This window comes from Janthinobacterium sp. LM6 (genome assembly GCF_002002885.1).
In the GTDB taxonomy this organism is placed as follows: Bacteria; Pseudomonadota; Gammaproteobacteria; order Burkholderiales; family Burkholderiaceae_D; genus Janthinobacterium; species Janthinobacterium kumbetense.
This window is the reverse complement of the sequence record NZ_CP019510.1, coordinates 1,307,766-1,323,761: the sequence shown is the minus strand read 5'-3', so window position 1 is coordinate 1,323,761 and position 15,996 is coordinate 1,307,766. Positions and strand designations below refer to the sequence as shown.

Below are 15,996 nucleotides of genomic sequence, written 5' to 3'. Positions count from 1 at the left end.
CTAGAGTAGGCGGGGAAAGCCGGGCGACATCGCGCGCCGGCCCCGCTTGTCGATGGTCATCAGGTCGATGCCCTGCATCTGCGCGGCCATCGCATGCGCACGTGCCGCGCCCGTCACCATAAAGGTGGTCGACAAGCCATCAGCAAGCAAACCCGTGGGCGCCAGCACGGTCACGCTGGCCAGTTCACGCGGCGAATCGCCCTTCGATGGGTCGAAGATGTGGTGATGCACGAAGTCGGGCGTGAACGTGCATTCGTAGTCGCCCGACGTGGCCACGCTGCGCCCCTCCACTTTCAAGGTGGCCGCCAGGATTTCCGCGTCGCGCGGATCCTGGATGCCCAAGGTCCACGGACGGCGCACGGCACGCTGCCCACGCGCAACGAATTCGCCCGTGTCAAGCAAAGCGTGCCGTATGCCGCGCGCCTGCACGGCCGCCAGCGCCATATCCGCCGCGTAGCCTTGCGCCAGGCCATTCAAGGTCAGCGCCATGCCCGGCTGCAGAAAACGCACTTCCCGGCGATCCCACGCCAGTTGCCGCCAGCCCACCCGCGCCTGCGCAGCGCGGCGCAATGCTTCCGCCGGTAAACTTGCCTGGTCTGCCGCCGCGCGAAACAGCCGCCATAAAGGTTGCACCGTGATATCAAACGCCCCGTCACTCCATTGCGACAAGGTTTGCGCCTGCGCCAGCACGGCCAGCAAATGCGTGTCCGGCCGGGCCAGGCGTCCATCGCGGTTCAGCTGGAAGACTTGGCTGGCGGGACTGTAAATGCTCATCAGGCGGTCGACATTCCTCGCTGCATGCAAGGCATCCTCGATGGCCAGTTCCGCCTGGCGCTGATCGTGGTGCAACACGGTGACGGCGATGGTCGTGCCAAACGCCAGGGCGGCGCCTTGATAGGGGCGCACGCCGGACGCCGTGACCGTACCGCGCGCCATGCTTCCAGGCAAGATAACGCCCGCCATGCCGGCCACGCTGCCGATCGCTGCGGAAATAAACGTTCTACGCTGCATTGCTGCTCTCCTCTGCCGTGGCCCGGACAATCGGGATGGTACGGGCACGCTTGATTTCCAGCATCAAGGGCGCGCATTTTTCATCGCTGGCGTAAATCACCACGCAATCCATGCACTGGAAACACTCGCCATAATCGACTTTCCCGCCAGCCGCGATGGCGTGGTACTCGCAACGGTGACGGCAAGTCTGGCAAGGCGTGCCGCACTCCTTGCGACGGGGAATCCAGTTGAACAGGCGAAAACGTCCCAGCAGCGCCAGCGCCGCGCCAAACGGACACAGGTAGCGGCAAAAGAATTTGTAGGAAACACTACTGAGCAGCAGCAAGCCCCCGGCATACGCGACGAAGGGCCAGGCCCGCACGAAATTCAAGGTGATCGCCGTCTTGAACGGTTCCAGTTCCACCAGCTTGTCCGTGATCTGGCTGGAAAAAACGCTGCTGCCCAGAATGGCCGCCAGCAAGCCATACTTGATCCACTTCAAGCGTCCATCGAGGCGCGGTTTGATCTTCCACTGCGGCAAGCGCAGCCATTGGCCCAGCTTGCCCGTGAATTCCTGCAAGGCGCCAAACGGGCACAGCCAGCCGCAAAACGTGCCGCGGCCCCAGATAAACAGACTGAACAGCACGGACGCCCAGAGAATCACCGTCATCGGATCGAACAGGAAGAAGCCCAGGCTGCGACTCGCAAGCAGCGCCTGGATGACGCCCGTGATATTGACGATCGACAACTGCCCCTGCGCGTAATAGCCGACAAAAACGATGGTGAACAGCAGGAACAGCCGGCGGAACCAGACAAATTGCCGGCCATTACGCACCAGGCGTTTCTGCCAGGCCAGTGCGCCGGCCAGCAGCGCCAGCCCGGCCAGCAAGATCAGCAGTTCGGCCTTGCGCCCCTTCCACGTGCCGCGCCAGCTGGCATCGTCACCTTGCGGAGCGCTATAAAAATCGGCCGGCAAGCGGTATGTGACATCGACGTTGCGGGTGATGCGTTCGGGATACACGATGCCCTTGCTGCGCGTGATCGGCATGGTGAACGCCAGCGGACTGGCCGCATCGAGCCCTGCCTGGCTGATGACGCGGAATACGGCGATATTTTCCGTCGGCAACGGTCCCGCATCGGACAGGTTCAATTCCAGGTCCAGGTCGCGCATGTCGATGGGCAAGCCATCCTGTTTCAGCAATAGCCGGTCCGGCACGGTGCCGCGCACGAAATCGTCGCCCAGCACGCTGTAGCGCCCACGCGACATGACGAGGATGGCGTGGTCGCCCTCGTCCAGCCGGTTGCGCAATTTGTTCCAGCTGCGTTCCGTCAACAGATTGCGCCCCACCGTGGGCACGGACACATAGGCCAGGTACAGGTCGATGAACACGCCGTCAGGCGCGCGCATCGCTTCCACATCGAGTCCCGCACCGGGACTGCCGGCAAACAGGCTTTCAATCTCCTTGTTGCTCAACCGCACATGCTGGATCAAACCCTGCTTTAACATTTGCGCGACATCAAGCTTTTCGAACACGTCCATGCGGATGCGGGCGATCTGATCCGGGTCGCGCCCTTGCGCAAACCCAAGTTTTTTGCGCGACACTTTCAAGGCCGACGCCAGCACGCTCTGGTTGATGATGCGCACGGAAGCCGTGGCCTTCGACACGCCATCGATATCGGCGTGCGTGGCATCCGTGGCGCGTTTCTTCCTGGCATCAATAGCGATATTCTGTTTCAGCGACAGTCCCTGGTACTGTTTGACGAACTGAAACAAGGGCGCTTCGCCCAGGCCATCGAGAAACACGGGCTCGTGCTGCGACAGCACGGCCACGTCGAGAAAACTCCCTTGGGGATTGATCGCGATCAATAAATTGACGGGAACGCCAGAAAAGCCGGGAATCGGTGCCAAGTCCACCGACTCAAACACGTAGCCGACCAGTTCAGTTACCGTGGCGTTTTGCCGGAACAATGGCCAGACGGGCAAGTCGGTCTCCTTGTCGCCCACGACGATGGGAGCAGGAAAGCGCCGCGCCAGCTCGGCCCTGGTGAGCACACCCGCCCACGCCTGTCCCAGGATAAACAGGAATAGCCAGCATCCGATGAACAACCGCATTATCCGCATGCACCACGCTCCGTGCGGCGCCTTGTCGCAAGGCGCCGCGTTCATTTATTAGAAGAAAATAATGCCGCCCAGGGACACGCCATTCATCTTCGCTTCGCCACCCGCAAAGGCTTTCGAGCGCGTCTGGCCCAGTTCACCCACCAGGGTGATCGCGCTGTTGAGCGAGTAATACGCACCGAGGGTCAGGTTGGCGTTCGACTTCAAGCCGCCCGTGCCGGCCGTGTTGTCGTCGTTCTTGCTGATGCCATAGGACAAGCCCAGTTTCAGCTTGTCTGTCGTCTTGTACGTGCCTTGCAACAGCCAGTTCTTCGATTTGGTATCGCCCTGGTCCGCATCGGACAAGATACCGAGTCCCTTGCCGCCCTGGAAGTTGACCAATACGCCAGCCGGTCCCATCTGGTAGGAGCCGCCCACTTCCACGCCGCGCATGGTCAGGTCATCGATACCCGGCGTTTTCGACGTGAATTTTTGCGACTTCACGCCCAGCCAGGCTTTCAAGCCTTCCTGCGCATACGTCAGCTGCGCCTGCACTTGCGGACTCGACTTCGAAGAATAGGTCGAGCCTGCCACGATGGGCGTATCGGACACGGGGCTGACCAGCGCCACATCGGCACCAAAGCCGCCCGACTTCGGCGTGCTGTACATGATCTGGCCATAGTTGCCCAGATAGGTATAGCCGGCGCCGATATGGCCCAGGGTCACCCGGCCCCGCTGCGTCGCCTGCACGGGCGCGCCCGAGCCCAGCAAGGTCATGTCGGACAGGATCGCATTCGCGCCGAAGATGCCGTAGTCGCGGCCCAGCTTGAACGTGCCCATTTCCGCATTGCCAAACGTGAAGAAGGCCTGGCGCACGTCGACCACGCTGTTCTGGCTGATGGCGCTGTCCGTGGCCGTCGAGTTGTAGATGCCGATCAAGGCTTTCACGTCGTACTCGCCCAGGCGCGAGCTTGCCGAGGTGATCAAGCCATTCGGCAGCAAGCCGTTGCCGATCGTCGTGCGGTCCTTCTCTCCGCCGCAACCGAGCGCCTGGCCGCCCAGCGCCAGCCCGCCCACCGCATCGCCCGAACACGATACTTGCGTGTAATAGGCGTTGACGATGCCGCCCACCGACACGGTCCAGTCGCCGGCCTTGATATCGACGGCTTGCGCCTGCCCTACCGCTGCGATTGTCATGACACCGAGGCTCCCCAGCTTGATCAATGTGTTCATTTGTTCTCCTCTTTCTTCTCTGTTTTTAGTGTGCACACCAGTGATTGATGTACCTCAAGCTTTGGCAATAAGCGTGCCCAGCACGGCTCAGAGGGAGAAAGAGAAAAAGCGTATTTCACTTGTGCAGCAGCGGATCAATCGCCACTGCCAGTGTTCATTTTTTGACCGCAAGCAGGCATAGCGGGCGGAAAGGTAAACAAAAAACTGACGGCCTGGGCCGTCAGCAAAAAGAAAACATCCGGCGGACAGGGAGACACCCATCCGAGTGGCCCGGATGCTTCACCCCGTTACTTCGATGCCAGCTTGAAGACCCACACGGAACCGCCCTGTTCCAGGAAGTTGACCTTCTTCGCCACCTCGCCGCCCCACAGCGGCACGGCGCCACCCCAGCCGGAAACGACGGCCACATATTGCGTGTCGCCATCCTGCCAGGTGACGGGCGGCGCCACGACGCCGGAGCCCGTCTGGAATTTCCACAGCTCCTTGCCCGTCTTCGCATCGACGGCTTTCAGGAAGCCTTCCGGCGTGCCGTAGAACACCAGGTTGCCGGCCGTACTCATCACGCCCCCCCACAGCGGCGCGTTGTTCTTGATTTCCCAGACGATCTTGCCCGTCTTCGGATCGACGGCGCGCATGGCGCCGATGTAGTCGTCAAACAGGGGCTTGATGGTGAAACCGGCACCGAGGAAGGCGCCGCCCTTCTTGTAGCTGATCGGCTCATTCCAGATATCCATGCCCCATTCGTTCGCGGGAACGTAGAACAGCTTGGTTTGCGGCGAGTACGCCATCGGCATCTGGTTTTTGGCGCCGAGGAAAGCGGGCGCGGCAAACACGGTCGTGCCCTTCTTGCCTTCCTCTCCCTTGGTCGGGTCGCCAGGGCGGCCGGCGGCGATGTAGTTCGGCCGTCCCGTCTTCAGGTCGATGCTGCTGGCCCAGGTGATTTTCTTCACAAACGGAAAGGCGTTCTGCAGCTTGCCCGTGTTGGCGTCGATGACATAAAAGAATCCGTTGCGGTCGGCCTTGCCGCCGTAACGCTTGCCATCCATGTCGAAGGTGACGAACTCGTTGGCGCCATCGAAATCCCAGGCGTCATTCGGCGTGTTTTGATACGCCCATTTGATCTGCCCCGTTTTCACATCGAGTGCCACGGTGGACGACGAGTACAGATTGTCGCCGGGACGCAAATGGCTGTTCCACGGCGCCGGGTTGCCGGTGCCAAAGTAAGCGAGTTTGGTCTGCGGATCGTAGGTACCGCCCATCCACGTCGAGGCGCCGCCCGTTTTCCACAGGTCGCCCGGCCAGGTCTTGTTCACGGTGCCGGATACGCCGTTATCGATGGCCTTGCCATCCTTGTCGTAGCGGTGGCCCATATGGCCCTCCACCGTCGGACGGCTCCACACGAGGTCGCCCGTCATCGGATTGCGCGCCTCGACCCGACCGACGATGCCGAATTCCCCGCCCGAAACGCCCGTCAACAGCAAGCCTTCGGCGATCAACGGCGCGGCCGTCATCGAGTAGCCGGCCGCGTAGTCATCCACTTTCTCCTTCCAGACGATCTTGCCCGTATTCTGGTCCAGCGCCACCAGGTAGGCGTCGAGCGTGCCGAAAATCACCAGGTTGCCGTACAGGGCCGCGCCGCGGTTGACCACGTCGCAGCACGGCATGATGCCGTCCGGCAAGCGATGCTCATACTTCCACAGCTTGGCGCCCGTTTTCAGGTCGACGGCAAAGATGCGCGAATACGATGCCGTGACGAACATTTTGCCGTTATGAATCAAGGGCTGCGACTCCTGGCCCCGCTGCTTTTCGCCGCCGAACGAAAACGACCAGGCCGGCACCAGCTTGGCCACGGTCTTGTCATTGATCTGCGTCAATGGCGAATAGCGCTGACCTTGCGTACCCATGCCAAACGACAGCACACTGGCCGGATTCTTCGCCGTGCTGTCGAGCATGGCATTGGTGACATTGCCCACGTCGGCCGCCTGGGCCAGCGATGCCAAACCCAAACCGATGAGTATCCCCATGATTTTTTTCTGCACAATCATCTCCCTCTGTTTTATTAGTATGTGTGTGTAGCTCTCAGGTACTTTTTTTGTCGTGCTCATGCGGCTGGGCATGCAACAGCACGCACTCTTCATCGGTGAACAGGCGCGAGCGCGTCAAAAAGCGCTTGCCCGTGCCGTTGTCGAGTGAAAACATGCCGCCATTGCCATCGACCACATCGATAATCAACTGGGTATGCTCCCAGTACTCGAATTGCTCGAGTCCCATGTAGAACGGTGTGCCATTCAAATTGCCAAGATAGATGTCGGTGTCGCTGACATCGAACTCGCCCAGCGCGTAGCACATGGGCGCACTGCCGTCGCAGCATCCGCCCGATTGGAAAAACATCAGCGGGCCGTGACGCTGGCGCAACTTGTCCATCATTTCCAGCGCCGCATCGGTGGCGACCACCCGGGCAATTGCTGCACTCATGGCATCCCTTTCTGCGCGCCGCGCCTGGATTGACTGGCGCGGCGCCTGTTGCCGGTTTAGAAGAAGCCCAGCGCTTTCGGGCTATAGCTCACCAGCAAGTTCTTCGTTTGCTGGTAGTGATCGAGCATCATCTTGTGGTTTTCGCGGCCGATACCCGATTGCTTGTAGCCGCCGAACGCGGCGTGGGCGGGATACAGGTGGTAGCAATTGGTCCACACGCGTCCCGCCTGGATGGCGCGTCCCATGCGGAAGGCGCGCGAACCATCGCGCGTCCACAGGCCGGCGCCCAGGCCGTACAAGGTATCGTTGGCAATCGCCAACGCGTCGGCCTCGTCCTTGAAGGTGGTCACGGAGACGACCGGTCCGAAAATCTCTTCCTGGAAGATGCGCATCTTGTTGTTGCCCTTGAACACGGTCGGACGCACGTAGTAGCCGCCTTCCAGGTCGCCCGCCTGCGTGTTGCGCTCGCCGCCGGCCAGCACTTCGGCGCCTTCCTGGCGGCCGATGTCGAGATAGGACAGGATTTTTTCCAGCTGCTCCTGCGATGCCTGCGCGCCGATCATGGTGGACGAATCGAGCGGGTTGCCCTGCTTGATGGCAGCCACGCGCTTCAGGGCCCGTTCGATGAATTTCTCGTAGATCGATTCCTGGATCAGCACGCGCGATGGGCAGGTGCACACCTCGCCTTGATTCAGCGCAAACATCGCAAAACCTTCCAGGCACTTGTCGAAATACTCGTCGTCCGCATCCATCACGTCTTCAAAGAAGATGTTCGGCGATTTGCCGCCCAGCTCCAGGGTGACGGGAATCAGGTTTTGCGCCGCGTAGCCCATGATCAAACGGCCCGTGCCCGTTTCGCCCGTAAAGGCGATCTTGGCGATGCGCTTGCTCGACGCCAGCGGCTTGCCCGCTTCCAAGCCGAAACCGTTGATGATGTTCAACACGCCAGGCGGCAACAGGTCGCCGATCAGCTCGATCAACACCATGATGGACGCCGGCGTCTGCTCGGCCGGTTTGAGCACGACGCAATTGCCGGCCGCCAGGGCTGGCGCCAGTTTCCACACGGCCATCAGGATAGGGAAATTCCACGGAATGATCTGGCCCACGACGCCCAGCGGCTCGTGGTAGTGGTAGGCATAGGTTTCCGCATCGATTTGCGCGACGGAACCTTCCTGCGCGCGGATGCAGCCGGCGAAGTAACGGAAATGGTCGATGGCCAGCGGAATGTCGGCGTTCATCGTTTCACGGATGGGCTTGCCGTTGTCGATGGTTTCCGCCGTGGCGATCAGGCTCAGGTTCTGTTCGATGCGGTCGGCGATGCGGTTCAGGATGTTGGCGCGCTCGGCAGGCGAAGTCTTGCCCCAGGCCTCCTTGGCGGCATGGGCGGCGTCCAGCGCCAGCTCGACGTCTTCCGTCGTGGAACGGGCGATTTCGCAAAACGGCAAGCCGGTGATCGGCGTAATGTTGGGAAAGTATTCACCTTTTACTGGTGCAACGAATTTGCCGCCGATGTAATTGTCATAGCGTTGTTTGAAGGGATTGGCTACGCCCAGTTTGCTGATGTCTGCGAGATTCATGTCGTCCTCTATCGGGTTAATTGGTATGGAACTGCCGTGATTAAAATCAAACGTCCTGGTACAGATGGGGTGAGTACACGGAGTCTTCCGCAAATGCCGTGCCAGCTCGCCGTCCCACTACAAACTTAGCCGGTTTTACCCTCGTTACAAGGGCGTGGCGTCAATCCCGGTCCGCTTTTCAGCGCATGCCCCGGACTTGGGTGGGGGCGTGGCACTGTTTGCGTTTTGAACAAGGTGGCGCCATCCTGTTCCAATCCGGGCCAGCCCTGCTGCGCCGCCCCGGCGCCGCTGCACAATGGAACAGGTGTACCAGACTGGAACACCTGCGCCTGTGCCATGAAGGAATCAACGAATCACCACGCCCCATGGCAATTCACCCACGGCAATATCGGCCACCTTGCGCGCGCTGGCCGTGTCGATGACGGATACGCTGTTCGAGCGGCCATTGGCCACGTACAGCTTGGCGCCGTCGGGCGTGATGGCCATGTTCCACGGGCGCTTGCCGACCGGAATCGTGGCCGTCACCTGATTGCTGGCCGTGTCGATCACCATCACCGTGCCGTCGATGCCGTTCGAGACATACACCTGCTTGCCGCCGGGATGGACGGCGATGCCATTCGCATTCTTGCCCGCTGGAATGGTGGCAATCGCCTTGCGCGCGGCCAAGTCGATCACGTAGACGGCATTGACCAGTTCGCACGCCACGTAGGCGCGCCCCGAGTCCGGACTGAAACCGATGCCGCGCGGACGCAGTCCCACGGCGATGGACGCCACCTGGCGGCGTTGCGCCACATCAATGACATCGACTTGCTCCGCCTCTTCCGCGCTGACCAGCAGCCAGCGCCCATCCGGGCTGAAGACGGCGTGTTCCGGATTGCGTCCCTGCACCTTGATGTCGGCGAGCAAGGTGCCCGTCTGGCCATCGAGCAAGGCCACGCTATTGTTTTCCTCGACGGCCACGGCAACGTGACTACCGTCTTGCGAGGCGCTGACGCCTTCAGGCGACTTGCCCAGCGCCACCGTGCGCACGGGCGCGCCGCCAGCATTGTCGATCAGCAGCAAGGCGCTGCTGGCGGCATCCGTGACAAACAATTGCCGCCCGGTGGGGTCGGCGGCGATGCCACGCGGACGCTTGCCTGCGGCGATCTGGCGCACCACCTGGTCGGTCGCCGTGTCGATCACGCTCAAGGTGCCCGACTTTTCATTGGGAACATAGGCAAACGGAGCGGCCTGGACAGCGGTGCTGGCGAGCGCCGGCAGCAGCCAGCACACCTGGCGCAAGCGCGAGAAGAAGTTGGGCATAATCACCTTTTCAATGGCAAAACGAGGGGAAAGCGCGCCGCATCGGCGCCTCTGACAATTACCGTATGCAAACGCCGTGCCACTGACACGCGTATAATTTCAGCCCACCAATGGAGACATGGCAGGCATATTGCTTGATACACCTACGCAGACCTGTGCCGCTGACGCGATCAAGCAGGCTTTTATTCACATTGGAGAATCCGCATGCAGCATCGTTTCCGCCTGAACACCATCGCCAGCCTGTTTGTCGCCGGCAGCGCCACCCTCGCCCCCCACGTCTTTGCCGCCGAGGCAGCTGACTTGGCCGCCGGGCAACTCATGGATACGGTGGTCGTCAGCGGCAGCCGCATCGCCCACCCCAGCCAGGAAGTGCCGGCCTCGATCGACGTGGTCGACAGCGCGCGCATCCAGGAGGGTCAAATCCGCGTCAACGCGTCGGAAGCGCTGGCTGCCGTGCCGGGCCTGGTCGTGCAAAACCGCCAGAACTACGCGCAGGACTTGCAAATCTCGTCACGCGGCTTCGGAGCACGCTCGGCCTTCGGCGTGCGCGGCGTCAAGCTGATCAGCGATGGCATTCCCGCCAGCATGCCCGATGGCCAAGGGCAGGCCGCCACTTTCAATCTCGATACGGCCGAGCGCATCGAAGTGCTGCGCGGACCGTTTTCTGCCATCTACGGCAACCATTCGGGCGGCGTGATCCAGCTGTTCTCCAGGGATGGGCAAAATCCACCATCCGTCGAACTGAACGTAACGGGCGGCAGCTACGGCACCAGCAAGGTAGACTTGACGGCGCAGGGCCAGGCAGGCGGCATCGGCTACGTGCTCGACGGCTCCCGCTTCCGCACGGATGGCTTCCGCGACCACAGCGCCGCCACGCGCGAACAGGCGTTCGGCAAGATCACCGTCAAGCCGAATGTGGACAGCAAGCTGACCATCGTTGCCAACAGTCTGCATCAAGGCAATACGCAAGATCCGCTGGGCGCCACCTGGCCTACGTTTGCAGCGAACCCGCGCGCCGGCGAAATCGATGCGACGGACACGCAAAACCCGAAACGCACCCTGGCCGAGCGCTACAACACGCGCAAAAGCATCGACCATCAGCAGATCGGCGCCACTTATGAACAATCGTTCGGCGATGACCGACTGCACGTGATGGTGTATGGCGGCAACCGCGACGTGATCCAGTACCAGGCATTTACCAAGGGATTCCAGGCGCCGCCAAGCCATTCGGGCGGCGTGGTCGACTTCCAGCGCCAGTTCTACGGCATCGACACCAACTGGCTGCACGTGAACCAGCTGGCCGGAGGCAAGCTGAGCACCACCATCGGCATCGATTACGGCCGCTCCAGCGACGACCGCACAGGCTATGAAAATTTCATTGGCAATAGCTTCGGCGTAAAGGGCAAGCTGCGCCGCGACGAGCAGAATGTCGTTTCCAGCCTCGATCCGTATATCCAGACGGAATGGCAAGGCGGCCCGTGGCTGCTCAGCGCCGGTGTGCGCTACAGCAAGATGAAAGTGGCCGTCGACGACCATTTCCTCAGCAATGGCGACGACAGCGGCAGCCTCGAGTTCAGCCACACGACACCGGTGCTGGGCCTGCTGTACAAACTGACGCCCAACGTCAACGTCTACGCCAGCGCCGCGCGCGGTTTTGAGGCGCCGACCCTGAACGAACTGTTTTACTCGGGCACGGGCGGCGGCTTCAATTTCAACTTGAAGCCGGCCACCAGCACCAACCTGGAAACCGGTGTCAAGGCCAGGATCGCCAACAACACGCACATAAATGCGGCCTTGTTCCAGATCAAAACCAACGACGAACTGGTGGTCGACAAGTCCAGCGGCGGGCGCACCAGCTATCGCAATGCAGGCAAGACCTTGCGCCAGGGCATGGAAGTGTCGCTGGATTCAAACCTGCCATATGGCTTCACGACAAAAGTGGCGCTGACCAGCCTGCACGCCGTGTATGACCAGGCGTTCGGCAGCGTACGCGAAGGCAGCCGCTTGCCGGGCGTGCCCAGCGCTAACCTGTTCGCGGAACTGGCCTGGAAAGATACGTTCGACCGTTTTGGCGCAGCGCTGGAAAGCGTGGCCAGCAACCAGGTCTACGCGGAAGACAGCAACATCGAAAAACCGGCGCCCGGCTACACGGTGTTCAATGCGCGCTTCAACGCCAGGCAAAACGCAGGCAATTGGCGCTTCAAGGAGTTTGCCCGCCTGAACAATCTTTTCGACAAGACCTACGTGGGTTCCGTCATCGTCGGCGACAGCAACAAGCGCTACTATGAAGCGGCGCCAGGCCGCAACTGGTTGCTGGGTGTCAGCGCCCAATATAGTTTCTAAAACTAAAAAGCCCGCGCATCGGAAGATACGCGGGCTTTTTACCTTACCAGCATGGCCTGTTACGGCCGCGCTTCCTTCACTCCATATTTCTCAAAGATGGCTTTCAATTCGCCGCTGGCCGCCATCTCGTTCATGGCTGCCTGCAGCAATTTCGCCACGTCGAGCTGCTGGCGGCTGACGGCCAGGCCCACGGCCCAGCCGGCACGCGGCAGGCGGGCGAACGCCACTTCGCTCATGGGGAAAGCGGGATCGCTTTTCAGCACCGATTCGATTTCCGAACGGTTGGCCAGCACGGCATCGAGCTTGCCCGCCTGCAATTGCTGCAAGGCTTCGGCTGCCGTATCGAAGATGCGCACGTCGTCGCGGTACTTGCCATTGTCTTCGCCCAGCATCAGCATGGCCGCGATCGACACCTTTTCCACGCCGATGCGCTTGCCGGCCAGCGAGGCGACGCCATCGAATTGCGGCACGGCATGCGCACTGCGCGCCAGGCGCACGGTTTCCACATAGTATGGCGCGAAGATCTCGACCTTGTCGTTGTCCGCCATCAACCTCTTGTCGACCGGCACATGCAACATCACATCGGCGGGACCATAACCGAGGTAATGTCCCTTCCACACCATATTGCGCAAATCATCGTTGAGGTTTTCGCCGGCGGGAAATGGCAGCAAGCTCAGTTTCAAACCCAGCTTTTTCGCCAGCGCTTCGGCAATATCGATATCGATGCCCGTGCCCTTGTCGGAAAACGGCGCGAATTCGTTATACACAGCCACTTTCAGGCTGCCCGACTGCTGCACCTTTTGCCAGTCGGCGCGCGCCGGCGCGGCGGCGCACAGCGCCAGGCAAGCGAGCGAGATCATCGCACGCGCCCCCCGGAATTGAAATGAACGCATGGGACTCCTTGGTGATCAGTTCGACTTAATTCGATTCGCGGCGCGTTTCCAGGTAGGTCTTGATGGCCCACATGGCTTCCTGGTTGAACACGCCTTCGAACGGCGGCATGTACACGGCGCCATTGCGCACTTTACCGTGGCGAATGGTGGTGAGGTAGTAATTGTCCGTTTCCTTGTAGCACGCCTGTTTCTTTGTTTCATTCTTGATACCGAAACAATCGCGGTCCAGCTGGCGCAAGTCCGGCGCGATGCCGCCCGAGATGGCTTCGATGCCGTGGCAGCGGGCGCAATTCTGGTTGTAGGCCGAGGTGCCCACCATCAAGGCCAGTTTGTTGCCCCGATACGGATTTTGTTCGAGCCACTTGTCGCCCACCTTGGGCAAACCCGTGGTATCGACGCCTTGCGGCGTGACATTGCCGTGCGCATAGGCATGAGGCAAGGTCAGCAGGGAAGTGAGGGCAACGGCGCCGGCGGCGGCCACGCCGAGCAGGGTACGGATGGAATAGGTCATGCTGGTCTCCTTGGTTTTTTTAGTGAATATCCAAGAAGAGCAAATGCCATGCCATGCACATATGCCCCACATCCGGCCGGCCATGTATCAATTTGGAACAGCTGCAACAGGTCGTTGTGTCACCGCGCGCGTCAGGCGGCAGACACCGTGCAGATGCTGCCGCGCGCCTGCTGCTCGAAAGTGATACGCACGGGCAAAAATCGGGCAATCACGTCCGCATTCGTCAGCGCATGCTGCGACACCTTGTTGCAACTGAAGGTACCGCCACCCGCCAGCGCCATGGGCAGCAAGAGCTGGTCGGCCAGGTGCTCGCCGACGGCCGCGTCCGTCTTGAGATAGCTGCGCACCTCGTTCAACAGGCGCTTGGCCACGGTTTCGGCCAGCAAGTGCTTTTCTCCGAAAGACGTAAACACTTCCGTGACATGCTCATGCTCTAAAGTCAACAGCAGGACATTGCCCGGTCCCTGCTCCGCCGGCAAGCCGACGAGGCGCAGCTGCTTGCCGCTCCAGCCCATGCCGCCGGCGACACGCTCGAGCTCGCGCTGCGCCACTTGCACATGCACGCCCGCCACCACGCTTTCCGCATACCCGGCCTTCCTTTCGCCGCGCTGCAGCAATGCGATGGGCCGCAGGCGCTGGCACGGTTGCACGGTGGCCAGCACCTCGCCGCCGCCTGCGGGATGAAAGCCATAGCGCTGCTGCGTAATCTCCACCTCGGCGCCCATCTGTTCCAGGATGCGGCCATACGCGCGCTGCAGGAAATGCACGGGCGGCGCCATGGCATTGTGCGTGCCGCCGCTGATGCGCACGGTGGATGGCTCATCCGCATGCAGCAGGGCCGGCAACAGGGTTTGCAGCACCAGGGTGCAACTGCCGGCGCTGCCGATGGCGAAGCGGTAATCGCCGCCGCGTATGGGGCCGGGCACGAATTCCAGGCTCGACGCGCGCAGCGCCACCGGCGTCGTGCGCGCCCCGCAAATGGCGGCTGCCGCCTGCACGGCCAGCAGATGCTGGCGCAGCAAGCCGGGTTTTTCCCGCCCCGCGCGAATGTTAATCAGCCGAAACGGTTGCCCCGTAATCATCGACAGGCTCAGCGCCGAACGTAAAATCTGTCCGCCGCCTTCACCTTGCGCTCCATCAATTTCTATCATCTGTACTTTCTCTTTATTAACCTTTGACGCAGACGACCTGCTTCAGGATATGCACGACATCGACCAGCTCGCGCTGCGCCAGCATCACCGCATCGATATCCTTGTAGGCCATCGGAATTTCATCGATCACGTTTTCATCCTTGCGGCATTCCACGCCTTGCGTGGCGCGTATCTGGTCATCCAGGTTGAAGCGCCGCTTCGCTTCCGTGCGGCTCATCGTACGTCCCGCACCGTGGCTGCAGCTATGGAAACTGTCTGCATTGCCCTTGCCGCGCACGATAAAGCTCTTCGCGCCCATGGAGCCGGGAATGATGCCCAATTCTCCGGCGCGGGCCGAGACAGCGCCCTTGCGCGTGATCAACACGTCCTTGCCGAAGTGATGTTCCTTCTGCACATAGTTATGGTGGCAGTTGACGGCCTCCACATGCGTCTGGAACGGCTTGTGGATGACGGTGCGCACGGCGGCGATCAGGTTTTGCATCATCACTTCGCGGTTGTTGCGGGCGAAACGCTGGGCCCAGCCCACCGCTTCCACGTAATCGTCGTAATGCTGCGTTCCCTCGGCCAGGTAAGCCAAATCCTGGTCGGGCAGGTTGATGAAGTGGGTGCGCATATCCTGCTTGGCCAGTTCGATGAAATGGGTGCCGATGGCATTGCCCACACCGCGCGAACCGGAATGCAGCATGAACCACACGGAACCCTGTTCATCGAGGCACACTTCGACGAAGTGGTTACCGCTGCCCAGGGTTCCCAGGTGACGATAATTGTTCGTGTTTTTCAGCTTCGGCGTTTTCAGGCAGATGGCGTCGAATTCATCTTTCAATTGCAGCCACGCGGCGTCGACCACCGAGGGCGGCGTATGCCAGGAACCCTCGTCGCGGCCCCGGTGGCCGCGCGTCTTCGGCGACATCCCGTGCGGAATGGCGCGCTCGATGGCGCTGCGCAGCGGTCCCAGGTTATCGGGCAGATCATTCGCCGTCAGCGTGGTTTTCGCCGCCATCATGCCGCAACCGATATCCACGCCCACGGCGGCCGGAATCACGGCGCCGAGGGTGGGAATCACGCTGCCGATGGTCGACCCTTTACCCAGGTGAACGTCGGGCATAACGGCGATATGCTTGTAAATGAACGGCAGGGTCGCCGTGTTGCGCAGTTGTTTTTTAGCCGCTTCTTCGACAGGCACGCCACGCGTCCACATTTTCACGGGACGGCTGCCTTCGGTATGCAGGACTTCGTATTCTTCGTTTTTCATCGCTATTCTCTTCTTCTATTGTATAGAGGGTGATGACAAGGGTTGGTGAAACAGCTGCCGACGCATCGGCCCAGGATGTAGTTCCACCGGCATTCATCAGTACGACAACCCGACAAGGCGGGACAGGATTTCTGGCAGACGCACTGCGCCTGCCAGGCCGGTTTGAAGCGG

12 protein-coding genes are annotated in these 15,996 nt (G+C 61.0%); 1 reads left to right on the top strand and 11 read right to left on the bottom strand.

The window, feature by feature from the left end; all coding sequences use genetic code 11:
• From BZG29_RS05915 to BZG29_RS05885, 7 genes are all read right to left on the bottom strand, one after another.
• On the bottom strand, positions 1–1,011 hold the full coding sequence (locus BZG29_RS05915; protein WP_077399981.1) for an FAD:protein FMN transferase: 1,011 nt from the start codon (positions 1,009–1,011) through the stop codon (positions 1–3).
• Positions 1,001–3,103 carry a 4Fe-4S binding protein gene (locus tag BZG29_RS05910; protein WP_253192794.1) on the bottom strand — a complete coding sequence of 701 codons (2,103 nt, stop codon included), beginning with the start codon at positions 3,101–3,103 and terminating at the stop codon, positions 1,001–1,003. Before BZG29_RS05910 ends, BZG29_RS05915 begins: the two co-directional genes overlap by 11 nt.
• A gap of 57 nt (positions 3,104–3,160) precedes the next feature.
• Positions 3,161–4,321: a porin gene (locus BZG29_RS05905; RefSeq protein ID WP_077399974.1), complete on the bottom strand. Its 1,161-nt coding sequence runs from the start codon at positions 4,319–4,321 to the stop codon at positions 3,161–3,163.
• Positions 4,322–4,608: 287 nt separating this feature from the next.
• Positions 4,609–6,345 carry a PQQ-dependent methanol/ethanol family dehydrogenase gene (locus BZG29_RS05900; RefSeq protein WP_077408976.1) on the bottom strand — a complete coding sequence of 579 codons (1,737 nt, stop codon included), beginning with the start codon at positions 6,343–6,345 and terminating at the stop codon, positions 4,609–4,611.
• Between the two features lie 55 nt (positions 6,346–6,400).
• Positions 6,401–6,796: a DUF779 domain-containing protein gene (locus BZG29_RS05895; protein ID WP_077399971.1), complete on the bottom strand. Its 396-nt coding sequence runs from the start codon at positions 6,794–6,796 to the stop codon at positions 6,401–6,403.
• A 56-nt stretch (positions 6,797–6,852) separates the two neighbouring features.
• Positions 6,853–8,373 carry an aldehyde dehydrogenase gene (gene adh / locus BZG29_RS05890; RefSeq protein ID WP_077399968.1) on the bottom strand — a complete coding sequence of 507 codons (1,521 nt, stop codon included), beginning with the start codon at positions 8,371–8,373 and terminating at the stop codon, positions 6,853–6,855.
• A gap of 345 nt (positions 8,374–8,718) precedes the next feature.
• Complete coding sequence (locus BZG29_RS05885; RefSeq protein WP_077399965.1) at positions 8,719–9,675, bottom strand: beta-propeller fold lactonase family protein; 957 nt, start codon at positions 9,673–9,675, stop codon at positions 8,719–8,721.
• Positions 9,676–9,879: 204 nt separating this feature from the next.
• On the opposite strand from BZG29_RS05885, the gene BZG29_RS05880 reads away from it, so the two are divergent.
• Positions 9,880–12,018: a TonB-dependent receptor gene (locus BZG29_RS05880; RefSeq protein WP_077399961.1), complete on the top strand. Its 2,139-nt coding sequence runs from the start codon at positions 9,880–9,882 to the stop codon at positions 12,016–12,018.
• A gap of 59 nt (positions 12,019–12,077) precedes the next feature.
• Here the strand turns inward: BZG29_RS05880 and BZG29_RS05875 are convergent, their stop codons facing one another.
• The 4 genes from BZG29_RS05875 to BZG29_RS05860 form a co-directional block, all read right to left on the bottom strand.
• Complete coding sequence (locus BZG29_RS05875) at positions 12,078–12,911, bottom strand: transporter substrate-binding domain-containing protein (protein WP_077399958.1); 834 nt, start codon at positions 12,909–12,911, stop codon at positions 12,078–12,080.
• Between the two features lie 25 nt (positions 12,912–12,936).
• Positions 12,937–13,422, bottom strand: a complete 486-nt coding sequence (pedF, locus tag BZG29_RS05870; RefSeq protein ID WP_077399955.1) for a cytochrome c-550 PedF — start codon at positions 13,420–13,422, stop codon at positions 12,937–12,939.
• A gap of 131 nt (positions 13,423–13,553) precedes the next feature.
• A complete protein-coding gene (gene rtcA, locus BZG29_RS05865; protein WP_077399952.1) occupies positions 13,554–14,573 on the bottom strand; it encodes an RNA 3'-terminal phosphate cyclase in 1,020 nt (339 codons plus the stop codon).
• Positions 14,574–14,589: 16 nt separating this feature from the next.
• Positions 14,590–15,825: an RtcB family protein gene (locus BZG29_RS05860; protein WP_077399949.1), complete on the bottom strand. Its 1,236-nt coding sequence runs from the start codon at positions 15,823–15,825 to the stop codon at positions 14,590–14,592.
• Positions 15,826–15,996 lie beyond the last annotated feature (171 nt).

Bases quoted from the DNA above. Each gene is read 5' to 3' on its own strand.
- BZG29_RS05915 (WP_077399981.1), bottom strand. From the start codon at position 1,011: ATGCAGCGTAGAACGTTTATTTCCGCAGCGATCGGCAGCGTGGCCGGC.
- BZG29_RS05900 (WP_077408976.1), bottom strand. From the start codon at position 6,345: ATGGGGATACTCATCGGTTTGGGTTTGGCATCGCTGGCCCAGGCGGCC.
- pedF (WP_077399955.1), bottom strand. From the start codon at position 13,422: ATGACCTATTCCATCCGTACCCTGCTCGGCGTGGCCGCCGCCGGCGCC.
- BZG29_RS05880 (WP_077399961.1), top strand. From the start codon at position 9,880: ATGCAGCATCGTTTCCGCCTGAACACCATCGCCAGCCTGTTTGTCGCC.
- rtcA (WP_077399952.1), bottom strand. From the start codon at position 14,573: ATGATAGAAATTGATGGAGCGCAAGGTGAAGGCGGCGGACAGATTTTA.
- adh (WP_077399968.1), bottom strand. From the start codon at position 8,373: ATGAATCTCGCAGACATCAGCAAACTGGGCGTAGCCAATCCCTTCAAA.
- BZG29_RS05905 (WP_077399974.1), bottom strand. From the start codon at position 4,321: ATGAACACATTGATCAAGCTGGGGAGCCTCGGTGTCATGACAATCGCA.
- BZG29_RS05875 (WP_077399958.1), bottom strand. From the start codon at position 12,911: ATGCGTTCATTTCAATTCCGGGGGGCGCGTGCGATGATCTCGCTCGCT.
- BZG29_RS05910 (WP_253192794.1), bottom strand. From the start codon at position 3,103: ATGCGGTTGTTCATCGGATGCTGGCTATTCCTGTTTATCCTGGGACAG.
- BZG29_RS05885 (WP_077399965.1), bottom strand. From the start codon at position 9,675: ATGCCCAACTTCTTCTCGCGCTTGCGCCAGGTGTGCTGGCTGCTGCCG.
- BZG29_RS05895 (WP_077399971.1), bottom strand. From the start codon at position 6,796: ATGAGTGCAGCAATTGCCCGGGTGGTCGCCACCGATGCGGCGCTGGAA.
- BZG29_RS05860 (WP_077399949.1), bottom strand. From the start codon at position 15,825: ATGAAAAACGAAGAATACGAAGTCCTGCATACCGAAGGCAGCCGTCCC.